The 14,868-nt window shown below is 49.4% G+C and carries 19 protein-coding genes; 5 read left to right on the top strand and 14 right to left on the bottom strand.

Annotated features, from left to right (window positions below; genetic code table 11):
* Positions 1-34: 34 nt before the first annotated feature.
* The 6 genes from HV345_RS25545 to HV345_RS25520 all read right to left on the bottom strand — a co-directional run bounded on the left by HV345_RS25545 (position 35) and on the right by HV345_RS25520 (position 3,518).
* Positions 35-439: a DUF1380 family protein gene (locus HV345_RS25545; protein WP_058671679.1), complete on the bottom strand. Its 405-nt coding sequence runs from the start codon at positions 437-439 to the stop codon at positions 35-37.
* Positions 440-494: 55 nt separating this feature from the next.
* Positions 495-914, bottom strand: a complete 420-nt coding sequence (locus tag HV345_RS25540; protein WP_097361866.1) for a DUF1380 family protein — start codon at positions 912-914, stop codon at positions 495-497.
* A 10-nt stretch (positions 915-924) separates the two neighbouring features.
* Positions 925-1,146, bottom strand: a complete 222-nt coding sequence (locus HV345_RS25535) for a hypothetical protein (protein WP_137367561.1) — start codon at positions 1,144-1,146, stop codon at positions 925-927.
* Positions 1,146-1,826: a DNA methylase gene (locus HV345_RS25530; RefSeq protein WP_137367562.1), complete on the bottom strand. Its 681-nt coding sequence runs from the start codon at positions 1,824-1,826 to the stop codon at positions 1,146-1,148. Before HV345_RS25530 ends, HV345_RS25535 begins: the two co-directional genes overlap by 1 nt.
* Positions 1,827-2,202: 376 nt before the next feature.
* Positions 2,203-2,550 (bottom strand): hypothetical protein, encoded by a 348-nt coding sequence (locus tag HV345_RS25525; RefSeq protein WP_137367564.1) that lies wholly within the window; start codon positions 2,548-2,550, stop codon positions 2,203-2,205.
* Positions 2,551-2,582: 32 nt separating this feature from the next.
* Positions 2,583-3,518, bottom strand: coding sequence for a DUF1281 domain-containing protein (locus tag HV345_RS25520; protein WP_137367565.1), 936 nt, complete (start codon positions 3,516-3,518; stop codon positions 2,583-2,585).
* Here HV345_RS25520 and HV345_RS25515 point away from each other — a divergent pair.
* Positions 3,517-3,747, top strand: a complete 231-nt coding sequence (locus tag HV345_RS25515) for a hypothetical protein (protein WP_170976010.1) — start codon at positions 3,517-3,519, stop codon at positions 3,745-3,747. The genes HV345_RS25520 and HV345_RS25515 overlap by 2 nt on opposite strands.
* 239 nt (positions 3,748-3,986) lie before the next feature.
* Here HV345_RS25515 and HV345_RS25510 read toward each other — a convergent pair whose 3' ends face one another.
* From HV345_RS25510 to HV345_RS25500, 3 genes are read right to left on the bottom strand one after another with little or no spacing between them, the layout of a single operon-like run.
* Positions 3,987-4,316 carry a hypothetical protein gene (locus HV345_RS25510; protein WP_137367566.1) on the bottom strand — a complete coding sequence of 110 codons (330 nt, stop codon included), beginning with the start codon at positions 4,314-4,316 and terminating at the stop codon, positions 3,987-3,989.
* Position 4,317: 1 nt separating this feature from the next.
* Positions 4,318-4,704 (bottom strand): plasmid partitioning/stability family protein, encoded by a 387-nt coding sequence (locus tag HV345_RS25505; RefSeq protein ID WP_249357311.1) that lies wholly within the window; start codon positions 4,702-4,704, stop codon positions 4,318-4,320.
* The gene (locus HV345_RS25500; protein WP_137367567.1) at positions 4,697-5,650 is read right to left on the bottom strand and encodes a plasmid segregation protein ParM; all 954 of its coding nucleotides are present in this window, start codon (positions 5,648-5,650) and stop codon (positions 4,697-4,699) included. The genes HV345_RS25505 and HV345_RS25500 overlap by 8 nt, the downstream gene beginning before the upstream one ends.
* 291 nt (positions 5,651-5,941) lie before the next feature.
* Here HV345_RS25500 and umuD point away from each other — a divergent pair, with 291 nt between their 5' ends.
* From umuD to repE, 3 genes are all read left to right on the top strand, one after another.
* Positions 5,942-6,364, top strand: a complete 423-nt coding sequence (gene umuD, locus HV345_RS25495) for a translesion error-prone DNA polymerase V autoproteolytic subunit (RefSeq protein ID WP_137367568.1) — start codon at positions 5,942-5,944, stop codon at positions 6,362-6,364.
* Positions 6,364-7,638, top strand: coding sequence for a Y-family DNA polymerase (locus tag HV345_RS25490; RefSeq protein WP_137367569.1), 1,275 nt, complete (start codon positions 6,364-6,366; stop codon positions 7,636-7,638). Before umuD ends, HV345_RS25490 begins: the two co-directional genes overlap by 1 nt.
* Positions 7,639-8,083: 445 nt before the next feature.
* Complete coding sequence (gene repE / locus HV345_RS25485; protein WP_008322834.1) at positions 8,084-8,836, top strand: replication initiation protein RepE; 753 nt, start codon at positions 8,084-8,086, stop codon at positions 8,834-8,836.
* Between the two features lie 521 nt (positions 8,837-9,357).
* On the opposite strand, the gene HV345_RS25480 is transcribed toward repE, so the two are convergent.
* Together HV345_RS25480 and HV345_RS25475 are read right to left on the bottom strand one after the other, a co-directional pair.
* Positions 9,358-9,585, bottom strand: coding sequence for a hypothetical protein (locus HV345_RS25480; RefSeq protein WP_080073058.1), 228 nt, complete (start codon positions 9,583-9,585; stop codon positions 9,358-9,360).
* 41 nt (positions 9,586-9,626) lie between these two features.
* Entirely contained in the window at positions 9,627-10,253 is a 627-nt protein-coding gene (locus HV345_RS25475) for a ParA family protein (protein WP_181636732.1), read from the bottom strand.
* A 210-nt stretch (positions 10,254-10,463) separates the two neighbouring features.
* Between HV345_RS25475 and HV345_RS25470 the strand changes: the two genes are divergently transcribed.
* Entirely contained in the window at positions 10,464-11,750 is a 1,287-nt protein-coding gene (locus tag HV345_RS25470; protein WP_137367571.1) for a DUF1173 family protein, read from the top strand.
* A gap of 164 nt (positions 11,751-11,914) precedes the next feature.
* Here HV345_RS25470 and HV345_RS25465 read toward each other — a convergent pair whose 3' ends face one another.
* The 3 genes from HV345_RS25465 to HV345_RS25455 all read right to left on the bottom strand — a co-directional run bounded on the left by HV345_RS25465 (position 11,915) and on the right by HV345_RS25455 (position 13,862).
* Positions 11,915-12,499 carry a hypothetical protein gene (locus HV345_RS25465; protein ID WP_255467608.1) on the bottom strand — a complete coding sequence of 195 codons (585 nt, stop codon included), beginning with the start codon at positions 12,497-12,499 and terminating at the stop codon, positions 11,915-11,917.
* 92 nt (positions 12,500-12,591) lie between these two features.
* Positions 12,592-13,374, bottom strand: a complete 783-nt coding sequence (locus HV345_RS25460) for a site-specific integrase (RefSeq protein WP_008322828.1) — start codon at positions 13,372-13,374, stop codon at positions 12,592-12,594.
* Complete coding sequence (locus tag HV345_RS25455; protein WP_370468767.1) at positions 13,371-13,862, bottom strand: hypothetical protein; 492 nt, start codon at positions 13,860-13,862, stop codon at positions 13,371-13,373. Before HV345_RS25455 ends, HV345_RS25460 begins: the two co-directional genes overlap by 4 nt.
* Positions 13,863-14,868 lie beyond the last annotated feature (1,006 nt).

Raw genomic sequence — 14,868 nt, 5'->3', positions numbered from 1 at the left:
CGCCCCGTCAGAACGGGCGGGGCGGTCGGTCACATCAGGCGGCCAGGAGCTGCCTGAGCCACGTAATATCGGCCTGGGCATCAGCCACGGACGGGTAATGCTGGCTAACAAGCGGCCAGGCCCGGGCGTCCTCTGCGTCCAGCGCCAGCCCCGCGACGTCAGTCAGGCGGGCCAGCAGATCAGCAGGAACGATGACGGTCGCGATGTCGGCCCGTAATCCGGCATACATCTCCTGGACCGTGCGAAATGAAACGCCCTCTTCGGTATGCCCGGTCACGCTGCCGATTTCCTGCAAAATCGCGGCGGCCTCGCTTTCCGTCATGTTTTCCACCTGGGCCATCACGTCCTGCTTCGTCCAGACCAGAAGGGCAAAGTGTTCATCGTTACCAAACATACGTTTCAGCTTTTTATTCAGTTCCTTACGGGTGCCGTACATCATGATCTTATGTTCCTCTGAGCAGATTCAGTCCACGCCGCCGGGGCGGCGTGGGGTTTCAGTTTTTCAGTAAGGCGCGCACTTTCGCCGTATCAGCCAGGCGGCGGGCTACGCTGTCCGGGACCGGGTGGTTGTCATCCCGGGCGGTCCATTCCCTGTGCCACAACGCCTGTTCGGCGGTCGTCAGCAGGGTTTCAAGCAGGTCAGCCGGCACCATCACCGCCGGAACGGCCTGTTTCACCTGATCAATCAGGTCCATCACCGCACTGGCAGACACACCCGACTCAAGCCGTTGTTCTTCCGGTATGGCGTCCAGACGCGCCAGCACCTCCCTTGTGTCCTGTTCAGAAACGGCATACTCCATCCCGTCGGCCAGCGCTTCGATATCCGCCGGGGACCAGACAATCAGGTTCAGCGGGGTTTCTGCGGGATACTGCTCACTCAGCAACCGGCAGAGGGTTTCACAGGTTCCGTACATGTTTTTCTCCTCAGTCCTGAAAGCAGGTATCCAGCTCAAGAATTTCGTTGTACGCCGCCATAAACAGGGCATTGATGCGGAAAAGCGTCTGACGGGCCAGGCGTTCGGTCAGCACGTCGGAATCAAAGCGATAACGGTGCTCCATGCCGTTCAGCGCGTCCCGCAGGTCACTCATGTTGTTGGCCAGTTCCGCCACGTCTGCGCGGAGTTTTTCGTGTCCGGCATAGTTCATTACGCGGCCTCCGGATAAAAGACGTCGTTGGCGGCCGGGCGCTGCATGGCGCGCTGCACGGCTGACAGGCGGGTAATCCCTGCTTTGTGGTACTGCTCCATCAGCTCAATGCCGATATAACGGCGCCCTGCCTGGACGGCGGCCACACAGGTGGAGCCGGAACCGGCAAACGGATCGAGAACAATGGCGTTCGGGTGTGTGAAGCTCTCGATCAACGGTTGCAGGCTGGTAACAGGTTTTTCGGTCGGGTGGTGGCGGTTGCCGCTGTATTTCCAGCCCAGGACGTCCGGTAACGGGTCCGGCGGCAGCGCCGGACGGCCTTTCGCCAGGATATAGGCACATTCATGGCGGTAGCCGACATAGGCCGATTTCGACGAGTAGGTTTTGGTAAAAACAAGATGCCCGACCACGCTGAATCCGGCACTTTTCCACGCGGCCATGAAACGATCGACGCGGTTCCAGCCGTAGAAACTGACCATCAGCGCGTCTTTTTTCAGCACGCGATACATCTCATTGCAGGCGGGTTGCAGCCATTCGTCGGTTTTGTCACCGGCAATACTGCGGCCGGAACGGTCACGGAACCCGACCAGATACGGGGGATCGGTGAGGATGAAATCAACGGCGCGATCCGGAAAGGAGGCCATAACACGCACACAGTCACCCAGGATAAAACGGGACATAGGGACACCTCGTGGTTACAGGGGGCACCCAGGAGGACGTCGGTACGACGTCCGTTCCCTGCTGCCCGGAGCCTGTACGCCGCGACCGGTAACGGGTCAAGCTGACCGTGGAATAACGAGCCGACAGTCCCCATCGTCGGCGAGCTTATGCCGCGAAAGCGGCTTGAAGGGCGCTCCTTAAAAGGCGAGTGGATGGCGTAAAATCACAGCGACGCCGGACAGGAGCGGAAAAGCCGCCCGTCCCGTGTCCGTCCGGGCGCGGCACACTGGCTCCGGGCAGTGGATATCCCCGCGCATTGCGCGGCATGGATGCGGAGCAGCGCGACATCCTTTTTCCTGCCTGAAGTACCGGGCAGTCGCCCTGCCCGGCATTCCGTCAGCGGGTGATATCCCGCCAGTCATTGGCCCATTCGTCGCGCAGTACCGGCGCATCCGTTGTACCGGTCACGTTCCACGCATCGAGGAACTTCAGCCCGCGCAGGATGTTGTTTTCCACGTCATCGAGCAGAATGATGCTGTTGAACCAGACCACACCTGCGGGATATTCCCACCGATGCCGGTCATCCTCGCGTTGCAGCACTGGCCACCAGGTGCGCCCCATTTCCAGAACGCCCGCTTCGGCATGCTCCAGGTCAGTCGCGCTAATCAGGTAATACACCATCATTTCAGTGCCACCGACGTCGACGCTCAGGCCAACAAGCCAGGTATTCAGATTTAATTCCATGTTATTCCGGGCGGTTTCCCGCCCGCCTCCGGTCAGCCGCCAAAATGCGCCACGTTGTTGATAATCCACTCCGGGCCGGTTACGTCCGGGAAACTGTCCTCATCGTCCGGGTCAGCCTCACCCCACTCCAGCTCGTCCGTGATGTACGCGTCTGTTTCGCCGCTGACGTACCGGGCATAGCCGCAGTAATTACAGCCCTGCTCCGCAAACCAGTGCTCCACCTCCCCGCCATACCGCTGACTGAGTTCAGCCACAACGTCTTCGCCGACCGGACTCCAGGGCGTGTCAAAATCCACCGTCAGCGTGTTCTCTCCGGCAAAGCAGATATTCGCCTCATAGCCGACCGGCCACTTGCAGCCGTACTGCTTCAGATAGTGGTCATATGACGACGGGACACCCGTCAGCAGGCCACCGTTGAAGGCGTTCACCTCAATATCCAGACGCGTCGGCAGCACGTCGCGGAAATCCATTGGATCAGCAGCAGGTACGGCAGAGCCAGCGTCGCACAGGCTCTCCCACCATTCATCCACCGGCGCAGGCCGGAAACTGTCCCCCCAGTCGCATGATTTTTGCTGGTACAGCTGCCGGATGACCACCTGTTCCGGTTCACTGAGGGTGGCCCAGCGGGCATGGGCAATATGGCTGTCCAGCCAGTACTGATGCAGTTTCTGGCAGGTTTCAACATTCAGCACAGCTCCGGCCATAAACATCGCCAGCCAGTCGCTGTATGCCTGCGCTGAAGGCCGGTTGTCTGCAGCCACCCCGTGAGCAACCAGTTGCGGATATGGCGGGTAACACAGTTCTGTCAGGGGGCGCAGTATCCCCGCGCAGCCCGCCAGGAAAAGCTGGATACCTTCTTTTCTGGCGCGGCGATGCAGAGACGGTTCACCTCCGGCAATCCACGTTTTGAGGGCATCACTGTTTTGAATACCACTGAACATCAGTCGGTTGGCACACCAGTTCGGCATGGGAAGCTCCTTACACAGTCAGGGTGGGCAGGAGGCATCACCGCGATACCGTTCCCTGCCGCACGCTGCCTGTTCGTCGCGTCCGGTAACGGGTCAACGCCGACCGTGGAATACCGCAGCCGTCAGTTGTTTCGACGGCCAGGATATGCCGCGAAAGCGGCTTGAAGGGCGCGCCTTTGATGGCGAGGGCATGGCGTACAATCACAACGACGCCAGGCCTGAGCGATAAAGACGCCCGTCCCGTGACAGGCCGGACGCGGCACACTGGCAGCGGGTGGCAGGCTGACTCAGGTAAGAAGAACGTTAATGAGGGTGCGAAAGAGAGTTGTTATGACACGAGCCCTGTCCACAGTTAAGGGAGGAAAAGTCTGTGGATAAGCTGGACACAGCACGCTGTATTACAGGTGCAATGCCCACATGAGGGGGTTGTATTTTTTTTGAGCAAAAACAGAGGGTGGGAAATACTGACTATTTTGTCAGTCCCAGCTTTTTCATGTATTTAATGACGGATTCAGGTCGCCGCTGGTATTCACTGGCAAAACTCCCAACATCGAAACTTGGTGAACCAGCCTGTTCAATAAGGTCCTGGATTTCAGGCTCTTCCCAGGGGCTACCATGTCGTGGACAGGTGTGCTTATAGCCAGCTCCGGGCGAAGAGATCTTTATGAGACTGGATTGAATTTCAGACAGCGTCTGATTTTCAATATCCTCAATAAGCCCGAGATTCTGTATCTCCCGGGCGTTCTTCAGGAACTGGCGGATTAGCTTTCCATGTCCTCTGGCATCAACCACCGGCATTTTAGAATAACCCTTTTGCATTACTGCGGGTTTCATCATCAGCACTGGGGTTTTGAGAGGATAAATTAGTCTCAGTCCGTTCAGTTGCTACATTTTCCTTTATCCTGCCCTGTAAAAGCGCTTCAACTTCACGAGGGTAAACCGCTTTAAGCAACTGCATCAGATCGTCAAACGATGTATTCCTGTTCAGTAACTCGCTGAACAGGAACGGCAGACGCTCATCCTGCTTTCCAAAAGCAAACCCTGTAAGCAGCGCGGCGCGCCATAAACGTCCCCTTTCCCCCTGGGGTGTTTCATCTGTTTTCTGGCAGACAAAACGGTCCGCTTCGTTGGTTTCAGGATTCAGGTAAAACGTGATTTTGCGTCGCGTATCCATTATTTTATCCAATAAGGTACATGCCGTTAACGAGATCAAATTGGGATGAACGAGTTTTATAGAAGCGTTCTTCCCTGACCCCACAGTGTTTCTTCACATGATCGGCGATCAATTCAGCACCTCCGCCGATAACCATTACATGGGAGTATCCCTCAAAGCGGCTGATGGCTTCAATAACCCTGTTAACAAGACGGTGGTGAGCGTTCTCAATCGCTTCACGAACCAGTTCAATTCGTGACGTGTCATTGATACGTGATGAGAGATAAGAAGCATCGTTACGATGAATGATAATATCGTCAGCCAGATAGCTACTCCCTTTGGTTCTTGCCACGGACAGCGCCTCTTTTACCGCACCGGTGATCAAGGATACCCCGAGGGTTGAATCACCATAAATACGCGAAATTCCTCGCATTTTCCCCATAACCTGAGAAATATCAAGCGTGGTTCCCCCCAGATCAACAATCAGGAGTGAATCCAGTTCGTTAAGGTTTTTTACCACCTCAAAACCTGCTGGGATGGACTCGGGCATAACCTCGACATGCTTAATGGTGAAAGTCTTGCCACCATTAAGTTCGACCGGCCGCAGCAGATTCGCTTTTTTACGTTCAATGTTTGCCTTATTAGGCTGGTTATTTTTATCGTAATACTCAGATAAAGGCAGGCTTACTACCACATCGACTTCACAAGGTTCGATCCCGCAGTTAAGCAACGCATGGTGAACGGCAACAACATTCACATCGCTGTATTGCCAGGCGACGTTCGTGGTAACCACAGCATCAGGGCTGATAGGATCAAAAGAGTATTGCTCACCATTCAACATATAGTTGAACGCTTGTTGTCCACCAAATGCAACAGCCCATTCACGCTTAAAGCTGTTAGGGCTGATTGACTGCCTGACCTCATCATCCTTCCACTGAAGTTTGATATTAGTTGATCCATCGTCGATATAAATTTTCATTGAATGTCACCTGGGTAGTTGAAAACGCCTTAGAGAACAAAACGAGATTTATTAGAGAATTATTTGTGAATTATACATAAACAACAGCCCCTATCAATAAGAAAAGAGCACCACATGAGATAAATTAGAGAACAATTTAAGCAAATAAAGAGATATCAGGTCTGACGTTGAGCAAATAAATATTCATCGCGAATACAACATGATGAAGCCTTCGGCATACAGAACACTTGCGAAAAAGAAAAAAGAAGAAATAATACTGTATATATAAACAGGTATTTTGAGAGGTATGCCGTGTTACTTTTTCTTGCTCCCGAACAGGAGCCGGTGCATTCCACTGCCCCGCTGTTCACCGAACGTTGCCCGGCAGGTTTTCCGTCGCCGGCCGCCGATTACACGGAGGAGGAACTTGACCTGAATGCCTATTGTATCCGGCGTCCGGCTGCAACGTTCTTCGTCAGGGCTATCGGGGATTCAATGAAAGACATGGGCCTGCATTCCGGCGACCTGATGATTGTCGACAAAGCCGAAACACCGCTGCAAGGTGACATTGTCATCGCGGAGACCGGTGGCGAATTCACGGTTAAACGCCTGCAGCTGAAGCCCCGTATTGCCCTTCTGCCGCTGAATCCGGCCTACCCCACGCTTTATCCGGAAGAACTGCAGATTTTCGGAGTGGTGACGGCTTTTATACACAAAACCCGGAGCACAGACTGATGTTCGCTTTGGCTGACGTCAACTCGTTCTATGCCAGTTGCGAAAAGGTCTTTCGCCCCGATTTGCGTGACAGGCCTGTGGTGGTTCTGAGTAACAATGATGGTTGTGTAATTGCGCGTTCAAGAGAAGCGAAGCAACTGGGCATTAAAATGGGGGTGCCGTGGTTTCAGCTGAGGTCGGTGAAATTTCCGGAGCCGGTTATCGCGTTCTCCAGTAATTACGCCCTCTACGCATCAATGTCGAACAGGGTCATGGTTCACCTGGAAGAGCTGGCGCCACGCGTTGAGCAGTACTCCATTGACGAGATGTTTTTGGATATTAGCGGTATAGACAGCTGCATCGATTTCGAGGATTTCGGCCGGCAGTTGCGTGAGCACGTTCGTTCCGGCACGGGGCTGACCATCGGCGTCGGAATGGGGCCCACGAAAACGCTGGCAAAGTCCGCACAATGGGCTTCCAAAGAGTGGCCACAATTTGGCGGCGTACTGGCGTTAACGCCGGGCAATCCCCGCCGTACAGAAAAATTGCTGTCACTGCAGCCGGTGGAGGAAATCTGGGGGGTGGGTCGCAGGATCTCAAAGAAGCTGAACACAATGGGGATCACCACAGCACTGCAGCTGGCCCGCGCGAATCCAACGTTCATCAGGAAAAATTTTAATGTGGTTCTGGAGAGAACTGTCCGGGAACTCAATGGAGAAAGCTGTATTTCACTGGAGGAAGCACCGCCCCCCAAACAGCAGATAGTCTGCAGCCGGAGCTTTGGTGAACGTGTCACGACTTATGAGGCGATGCGGCAGGCAGTCTGTCAGCACGCTGAACGTGCCGCCGAAAAGCTGCGCGGCGAGCGTCAATTCTGCAGGCATATTGCCGTGTTCTTGAAAACATCGCCGTTTGCCGTAAATGAACCCTACTACGGTAATCTGGCCAGTGAAAAATTGCTCATCCCCACGCAGGATACACGGGACATCATAGCCGCAGCAGTGAAAGCACTGGACAGGATCTGGGTGGATGGTCACCACTATGCAAAGGCGGGCTGTATGCTCAACGATTTCACTCCAACCGGGGTTTCTCAGCTCAATTTGTTTGATGAAGTGCAGCCGCGGGAACAGAGCACGCAACTGATGAAAACCCTGGATGGTATTAACCATTCAGGACTCGGGAAAATATGGTTTGCTGGGCGTGGGATTGCACCTGAATGGCAAATGAAGCGTGACATGCTTTCCCCCGCGTACACTACTCGTTGGAAAGAAATACCCGTTGCGAGGATTGGATAAAGCCGTTTTTAGAAAGGAGGCAGTGCTCGCCGCAGCCGAGCGACCGGGCATCGCCCGCGAGTGAGCGAGGAAGCACCAGGGAAAGGTACCAGCATGTTCTGCTTACGCCTAGTATCTAATGTTAGCCCTCTTCTTTAAGCTCTTATCCACTTATCCACCGTCATATTTTTATAAGATCTTTTTAAATTAGTTTTTAGGTTTACCTTTTTAGACCCCCTTTGAGCCCTTATGTGGTGCGGGTTACAGAGGATCCTTTGTGACAACTTGCCCTTTCATTGTGACAAATCACCCTCATTTACCCTATTGAACTGTGACTATCTGCCCTGAACCCTGTGACAAATTGCCCTCTGCGATCTATTTGAATCACAAACTTATCCTTACCTGTTGACTCTTTTTGATGAAATGTGACAATCTTAAAATCTGTCACATTTTATATGGAACGGTCATGACGGAAGTTGCGGTAATAAACCATAAAAAGCGCAAAAATAGCCCTCGTATAGTTCAGTCTAATGAGCTTACCGAAGCAGCTTATAGTCTCTCTCGTGATCAGAAGCGTATGCTGTATTTGTTCGTCGATCAGATCCGTAAATCAGATGGCTCGCTTCAGGAGCATGATGGTATCTGTGAAATACAGGTAGCTCATTATGCAGCAACATTTGGATTAACCTCTGCCGAAGCCAGTAAGGATATACGTCAGGCGCTCAAAGGCTTTGCTGGTAAAGAGGTCGTATTTTACCGACCTGAAGAGGATGCTAACGGTGAAAAAGGGTTAGAGTCTTTCCCCTGGTTCATTAAACGTGCGCACAGCCCTTCCCGGGGACTGTACAGTGTTCATATAAACCCCTATCTGATTCCATTTTTTATTGGTTTGCAGAACAGATTTACCCAATTCAGGCTTAGCGAAACAAAGGAGATAACTAATCCCTATGCTATGCGGCTGTATGAATCTCTCTGCCAGTACAGAAAACCCGATGGTTCAGGCTGTGTGTCGCTCAAAGTAGACTGGATAATGGAACGTTACCAGCTGCCGCAAAGTTATCAACGAATGCCTGATTTTCGACGCCGTTTCCTTCAGGCAAGTGTTGATGAAATCAATAGCAGAACGCCGATGCGTCTGAGTTATATAGAGAAAAAGAAAGGACGACAGACAACTCATATTGTCTTTTCTTTCAGTGACATAGTAGCTAGCTCTCTCTAAAGCATGAGGGCAGATAGTCACACTGCCGAGGGTTGAATGTCACAGTCCCTCAGTGCAAATTGTCACAGATAAGTGGTGTTCTCAGGGCTATTTGTCACACTTAGAATGGTTTTCAGCTATTTGATACCCATGAAATCAAGCCTTAACCCCTTTACTTTCTTGAAGGCAGATTGTCACTCTTAGCTAAGAGCAATTTGTCACACTTCTTTCAGGGCATTTTGTCACAGAAGAAATATTAGACACTAACAGAGTAAGTCTCCTGGCTGACTAAAGTTGAGTGCAATTTGTCACACCTTGCGTCCAGTGAAACCTTAAAGTGCATCATTGAGATAAAGTTAGTGTCATATCTTTTACGCTGAAGTAAGGGGATAGCGTTTTGAAGTCGGCTCCATTTTGCTGGTAGTGCCAGTTATCGATCCTGCCGTTCCCCTTCTGCCAGGAATATCAACAGCAATGAGAACCTGGCATTAGGAGTTATTCTGTGAAGTTGATTATCATTTTTTCATGAAATCATGTTTTCATTATTTCATTTTACTGCGATACATCTCATACCCAGCCATTATCATTTCAGTCATAGATATCCCTTGCTCCGCAGCATAAGCTTTCATTTCTTTGTGCTTAGACACAGGTACTTTTATCTGGATAGGCTTCACAGATGATTCAGGAGCTGCGCTTCGTCCTGTAACATCCAGAGTTGGTTCATCATCTTTTGGTGGATCAATTTTGATAGTACTTTTCGGGCCTTTCATAGAGAACCTCTCACATAAAATGAATTAATGAAATCATGCTATCATGAATTAATTATATCATGAACTTCTTCAATCATTTGTTTTGCGAGTTCGTTTAAAGATTTAAATGATGTTTCATGTAGTGCGCGCCCGGCATCAAGGGCTTCACCATAGCTTGTTTTAAAAGGTATAACCGTTTTCAGTACTTTGTAACCCCATGCTTTAATCGTTTCCTGAGCTTTTTCCCCCTGAGAAGGAGACGGAGATTTAGCTACAGCGAATACGATTTTGCTTTTATCAATCCCTTTTTTTATCAATTCGCGGGCCAGTTCGAGTGAAGGCTCGAGATCATCGATTGTCGTTCCTGTCGAGATTATTACCAGGTCTGATTCATCTGCTACATCGAGTGATGTTGTCTCTGCCGCTGGACGGCCATCAATAATTAATAAATGACAGCTGTCCTTCATTTTGACTGCCGTATCAACCCGACGGTAAAGGGCGCAATCAATTTGACTTAAACCACTTTTTTCTCTTCGCTCAGTCCATTTGAATGATGTCTGCTGCTTTACATCCATATCAGCCAGATGAGTCTTCCATCCAGCATCCGTAAATCCTACAGCCAGAGTTCTGGATTCGGTGCTTTTGGAACCACCACCCTTCTGACCAATTACCGATATAACCTTACCCATGATATCATCCTTTCATTAAATCATGATTTCATTATTAGCAGTTAATACAAATCAAACTATGACACAGAGTACTGTACAATAACAATATGAAATCATGATTTAATGATATAAGGAAAGCATGAACATCATAACTGTGTGAAATTGCTCACGATAACCAGTCATTAAATAATGATTTAATGATTTAATGACTAAAGAACAAGGTGGGCAGGTATGAATAATTTCACGATCAAACTGTATTTTGATAGTAAGTCATCACCCCGAATATTTGGCGCAGATGAACAAGATTCGTCTTCGATACAGACTGAATTTCAACAAGCATTGAAAAGATCACGAGACTGTAACTCGTATGCTGTCTGTTTATGTACAGGCAGAGAACTACCGTTGGCTGTGAAGTTAAAAAATGAGAAGCATCATCTTGCACGCTTCCCTCTCACTGGCAATAAACATAAGCATGAGTGTCGTTTCTATAGCCGACTCTCACCTGAAGGTGCGCAAGGGACTTACAACAATGGTGCGATTACTGAAAAGCCAGATGGCATTATCAACGTAAAGCTGGATTATGCTTTGCAGACAAAATCAGTATCTGATGATATTCCTGCAACTCCCCTGACTGGTGATGCTTCCCGTAAAAGTAAAAGAGCCACCGTGTCTCTGTGCGGCCTAATGCACTTAATTTGGGAAAATTCAGGATATAACAGATGGTTTCCAAAGATGGATGGAGTGAGGTCATCAACATTGCTTGGCTTCCATCTTTGGACTCAGGCATGTGAAATTGAAATTGGCAAAACACGATTGTCAAACGTATTGCTTACGCCTGCAGTGACCGGCTCCAGAGATAGTGCCCGGAACAGTGGGGCTGTAGAATTCGCCAGGCAGAATAAATGCAGGATGGTAGTCGTGGCCGAACTGGCAAAATACTCTGATAAATACATCTCAGGGGTAAACCGTCTGCCTGTGAAGGATTTTGCAGGTATGCCTTTTCTTGGTCTTGATTCCTCCAGATGGAATTCTGCCATTGAGAGATTTCCACATGAATTCAGTGGCTGGAAAAATGGATATAAAATTTTCATCATTGCTCTGACAGATGTGCCCAGCGCTAAGTCAGCTCAGGTTCGCCAGCTTGCCATGATGATGACGAGTGAGCGCTTTATACCGCTTGATTCGCAATATGAAGGCACGATGGAACAAAAATTATACGAGTTACAGCGGTCCTTTTTTAAACCACTAAGATATGACTCTTCCGAGATGGAGTTTCATCCCGACTTTAGTCTGCTCGATGTGCAGTCTCAAAATCATTTGCCTTTCCCGATTGAAGTGTGGGGGATGAAAACCGATGCTTACATTGCTCATCGTAGGGAGAAAGAAAGGTGGTACAACAGTGAATACGGTGAGAAAGGATGGTGGTCCTGGGACGCTACCATAAGTGATACGTTGGTTATTGATTCATCTTTCCCTTTGAAGAAAATATCTGGCTACACTAACTTAATGAAAGAATGAAAGAATGAAAGAATGAAAGAATGAAAGAATGAAAGAATGAAAGAATGAAAGAATGAAAGAATGAAAGAATGAAAGAATGAAAGAATGAAATCATGATTTTTTTATTAGCTTTAAACGGCCTTCTTTTTACAAGAAGGCCTGATAGTAGCAATGCAACAAAGTTTTCAGATTGTTGTAAGCATAATGAAATACCTACCAGGGCTGGTCATAATGATATTGATCACCGAGCCATCCTTGTTTACACCAACATCCTGAAAACTATGTCTCTCGTTGCCATTGTCGTAGATGGATATTCCTTGAGCTAGTTTCACATTCCCGCTATCGATACGGGAGACGATCTCATTCTTTAACGAAATACTGGTGTCGTCAGAGTTCAACGTCACTACTCCAGAAATGGGGGAGTTACTCTGCCACTCATTTCTGATATCTGCCTGTTTGTTTATAATAGGCTTTAGCAGTGCAGGAGACAGTTTTTCGCCATCTTTCCTGTTTTTGAAAACAATTACACTGTTGTCCAGATTATTCAGGTCTGCTGTCGAGGTTGAGAAACCACGCTTCTCAACGTCTTTTATAATGTTTTTTAGAGCATCCTTCTTAACGGTTGTTACGCTGTAAACCGAAACTTGTTGAGATTGTTTCATTGGAGCGATTGTTTCATCTGCTGATTGAGCAGCATTGATATTGAAAGAAACATACAGTAATGATGCAAATATCGTCGTTTTCATTTTCATTTTCATTTTCATTTTCATTTTCATTTTCATTTTTAGCACTCGCTGTAATATAGATTTCTTCCGGATAGGTTCTGTAATCGGACAAAGACAGAGCTATTGTGCGTTTTGTGTCAGATATTTTTTTTCAACATGGCCACTGCATCAGCCTCTGGCATCTGGAATTGTACCCGGTGCCGCGCAGCAACATCGAGCGCAAACACTTTCGTATAGACCTCCGTCGAACTAATGCTCTTGTGGCCCATCAGACTTTGCAGCACCTTCAGCGGAATACCGTTGTACAGCATATGCATGGCATAGGAATGCCGGAAAGTATGTGGCGACACCGGGACCGAGAATGTCACACCGTCGGCCGCAGCGGATTCAACCGCTTCATTCAGCCAGGTACGCACTGTACGGTCGGTGATTTCCCAGATACGTGCCTTCTCCATTCTGCCGGTACGTTTATTGCGGCGCTCGAGCGGGATTTTCAGTGTGGCAACCATCATCTCCAGCTGACTGACGTACTGTTTATCTGACAGCGGCACCAGACGATGTGCCTGACTGCCGGCAGGTGTTCTGCCGGCAGTTCTTGCCGCTTTTTCCGCCCGCTGTTTCAGCGTGGCCAGTTGCACAAACGGGTAGGGCGGCGCCAGCGAAAAATCTGACCGAGTCAGGGCCAGCGCTTCATTGATCCGTGCGCCGGTATTCCACAAAGTAGCCAGCAGCATCTTACGGTGCAGATCGGGAACATAATGCAGCAGGGCGCTCACTTCCGGGGCCAGCAGATATTTCGGCAGTTCATCCTGGACGATCGCCATCTGACGCAGAGCCAGCGCAGCCGGGTAATCGATGGCCACAGGCAGGTGCACTTTTTCCGGGGCGTAGGCCTGTCCGGGAAGAGAAGGGTAATTCATGATACCTCGGGTGCTTCATCACTTTCTGGTGCAAACGTCTGACGTTCCCGGGCGTCATGAATATAATGGAACTCATCCAGCATAAGCAGCACGCGGCGACCAGTCTTCCGGGGAAACATTCTCCGCATCTCTGGGGTTAGCTGGTTTCGTTCCCACCCGTAAGGAAAAATTATGCTGTAGTCATTTCTTTCAGGAAGAATATCAGGGCCTGCGACAATACGCGCCACTTCCTGATTCAGACGCTCTCCGCGCCAGCCATAAGATGACAGACGCTTGCGGATACGCCCGATCGGGAAACGGTTATCAGAATGACGGGGAAATATGAGCTTCCCGTCCTCACCCCGGGTGAGACCAAACATATCCAGAGACTGTTCGAACACCACTGTTCGCGTGGGGAAATACTCACGCATAGTTTTCATCATATTTTCCATTACTGCCCCCTGAAACACTTCAGAAAGATATTTGACTGTCTGCGACAAACCAGTCAGCCATGTTTGTTCCTTATCGAGAAATCCCGCTATAAACTGGAAAGTATCTCACTCATAACGGATTTGTTAGCGCGATAGCGTACTGCAGAGACAACTTGAGTCCGCCCGGAGATTGAGTGGCCCGATCCTCGAAGGGATCAAAATAACGAAAGTCAGTCTTTACAAGATGAATCCATCGTCCCTGAGAATACCTACACAAAATTCGTCCCTGAGAAGCAACATAACTGCCATCCAGAAAGGTAGAACGCCCTCCCTCGGCTGGGCTAAGCAGCATCAACCATAAATCGTTATGACCATAAGTTGTATGTAGAAGCAGATACATGTCTTTCAATGTCAAATTGAACCTTCCTTATAGTCACTCAGAGTAATCACACTCGCCGGCATAATATTTTGCTGAGGCATCTTTTCCGCAGGATGTCATCTTCGCCCAGACATTTCTGCGTTAATTGATGTCGGGATTATCACCTGGTGTGACAGTACCGGACGCATTCAGAATTTTCCCGACACCGCCTTAGAATTTTCTCACACCAGTAACACAGGTGATGATAACACTAGGTGCAATCCCCTAAATACATCATCACTCAGATGATAATAAGCAGCCATATAACCACATCATTAAATTACCGGAAGGCTGTTTTCAGGTGATCCGATTTTTTGTCTATTCACAACTTTCCGGAAGTGTACCACGGTCAGGGAATAAGCGAAGCGGTCTTTTCTGCCCCTGCGCGCCGGGTCACAGGGAAGGTTCATAACACAACATCTGGTAGCAAGAGCAGCTATTTCAGCCGCTACATATTGTGTTACCGGGTCGAGGCGCGCCGGTGCGGTTCGCGGAGATCCTACTCCAGGAGTTTTCGGATCTCAACGAGACAGGAGAGAAACTGTATGTAGGTTCTGTACTGTATGTACGATATGTATCAAATGTATTTTATGTATTATTTGTATTTTATGTATTGTGTATTTTTTGCACCGGACGTACCATGATGTCATTCCCTGTAAAACCGGA

It is taken from the genome of Citrobacter sp. RHBSTW-00986 (assembly GCF_013783065.1).
Lineage (GTDB): Bacteria > Pseudomonadota > Gammaproteobacteria > Enterobacterales > Enterobacteriaceae > Citrobacter > Citrobacter braakii.
The sequence above is the reverse complement of the archived record's forward strand: the minus strand, read 5'-3'. Positions and strand labels throughout refer to the sequence as shown.

Coding starts and splice junctions, on each gene's coding strand:
- HV345_RS25545 (WP_058671679.1), bottom strand. CDS start 439: ATGATGTACGGCACCCGTAAGGAACTGAATAAAAAGCTGAAACGTATG.
- HV345_RS25540 (WP_097361866.1), bottom strand. CDS start 914: ATGTACGGAACCTGTGAAACCCTCTGCCGGTTGCTGAGTGAGCAGTAT.
- HV345_RS25535 (WP_137367561.1), bottom strand. CDS start 1,146: ATGAACTATGCCGGACACGAAAAACTCCGCGCAGACGTGGCGGAACTG.
- HV345_RS25530 (WP_137367562.1), bottom strand. CDS start 1,826: ATGTCCCGTTTTATCCTGGGTGACTGTGTGCGTGTTATGGCCTCCTTT.
- HV345_RS25525 (WP_137367564.1), bottom strand. CDS start 2,550: ATGGAATTAAATCTGAATACCTGGCTTGTTGGCCTGAGCGTCGACGTC.
- HV345_RS25515 (WP_170976010.1), top strand. CDS start 3,517: ATGGGAAGCTCCTTACACAGTCAGGGTGGGCAGGAGGCATCACCGCGA.
- HV345_RS25520 (WP_137367565.1), bottom strand. CDS start 3,518: ATGCCGAACTGGTGTGCCAACCGACTGATGTTCAGTGGTATTCAAAAC.
- HV345_RS25510 (WP_137367566.1), bottom strand. CDS start 4,316: ATGCCGGTGGTTGATGCCAGAGGACATGGAAAGCTAATCCGCCAGTTC.
- HV345_RS25500 (WP_137367567.1), bottom strand. CDS start 5,650: ATGAAAATTTATATCGACGATGGATCAACTAATATCAAACTTCAGTGG.
- HV345_RS25490 (WP_137367569.1), top strand. CDS start 6,364: ATGTTCGCTTTGGCTGACGTCAACTCGTTCTATGCCAGTTGCGAAAAG.
- repE (WP_008322834.1), top strand. CDS start 8,084: ATGACGGAAGTTGCGGTAATAAACCATAAAAAGCGCAAAAATAGCCCT.
- HV345_RS25480 (WP_080073058.1), bottom strand. CDS start 9,585: ATGAAAGGCCCGAAAAGTACTATCAAAATTGATCCACCAAAAGATGAT.
- HV345_RS25475 (WP_181636732.1), bottom strand. CDS start 10,253: ATGGGTAAGGTTATATCGGTAATTGGTCAGAAGGGTGGTGGTTCCAAA.
- HV345_RS25470 (WP_137367571.1), top strand. CDS start 10,464: ATGAATAATTTCACGATCAAACTGTATTTTGATAGTAAGTCATCACCC.
- HV345_RS25465 (WP_255467608.1), bottom strand. CDS start 12,499: ATGAAAATGAAAATGAAAATGAAAATGAAAACGACGATATTTGCATCA.
- HV345_RS25460 (WP_008322828.1), bottom strand. CDS start 13,374: ATGAATTACCCTTCTCTTCCCGGACAGGCCTACGCCCCGGAAAAAGTG.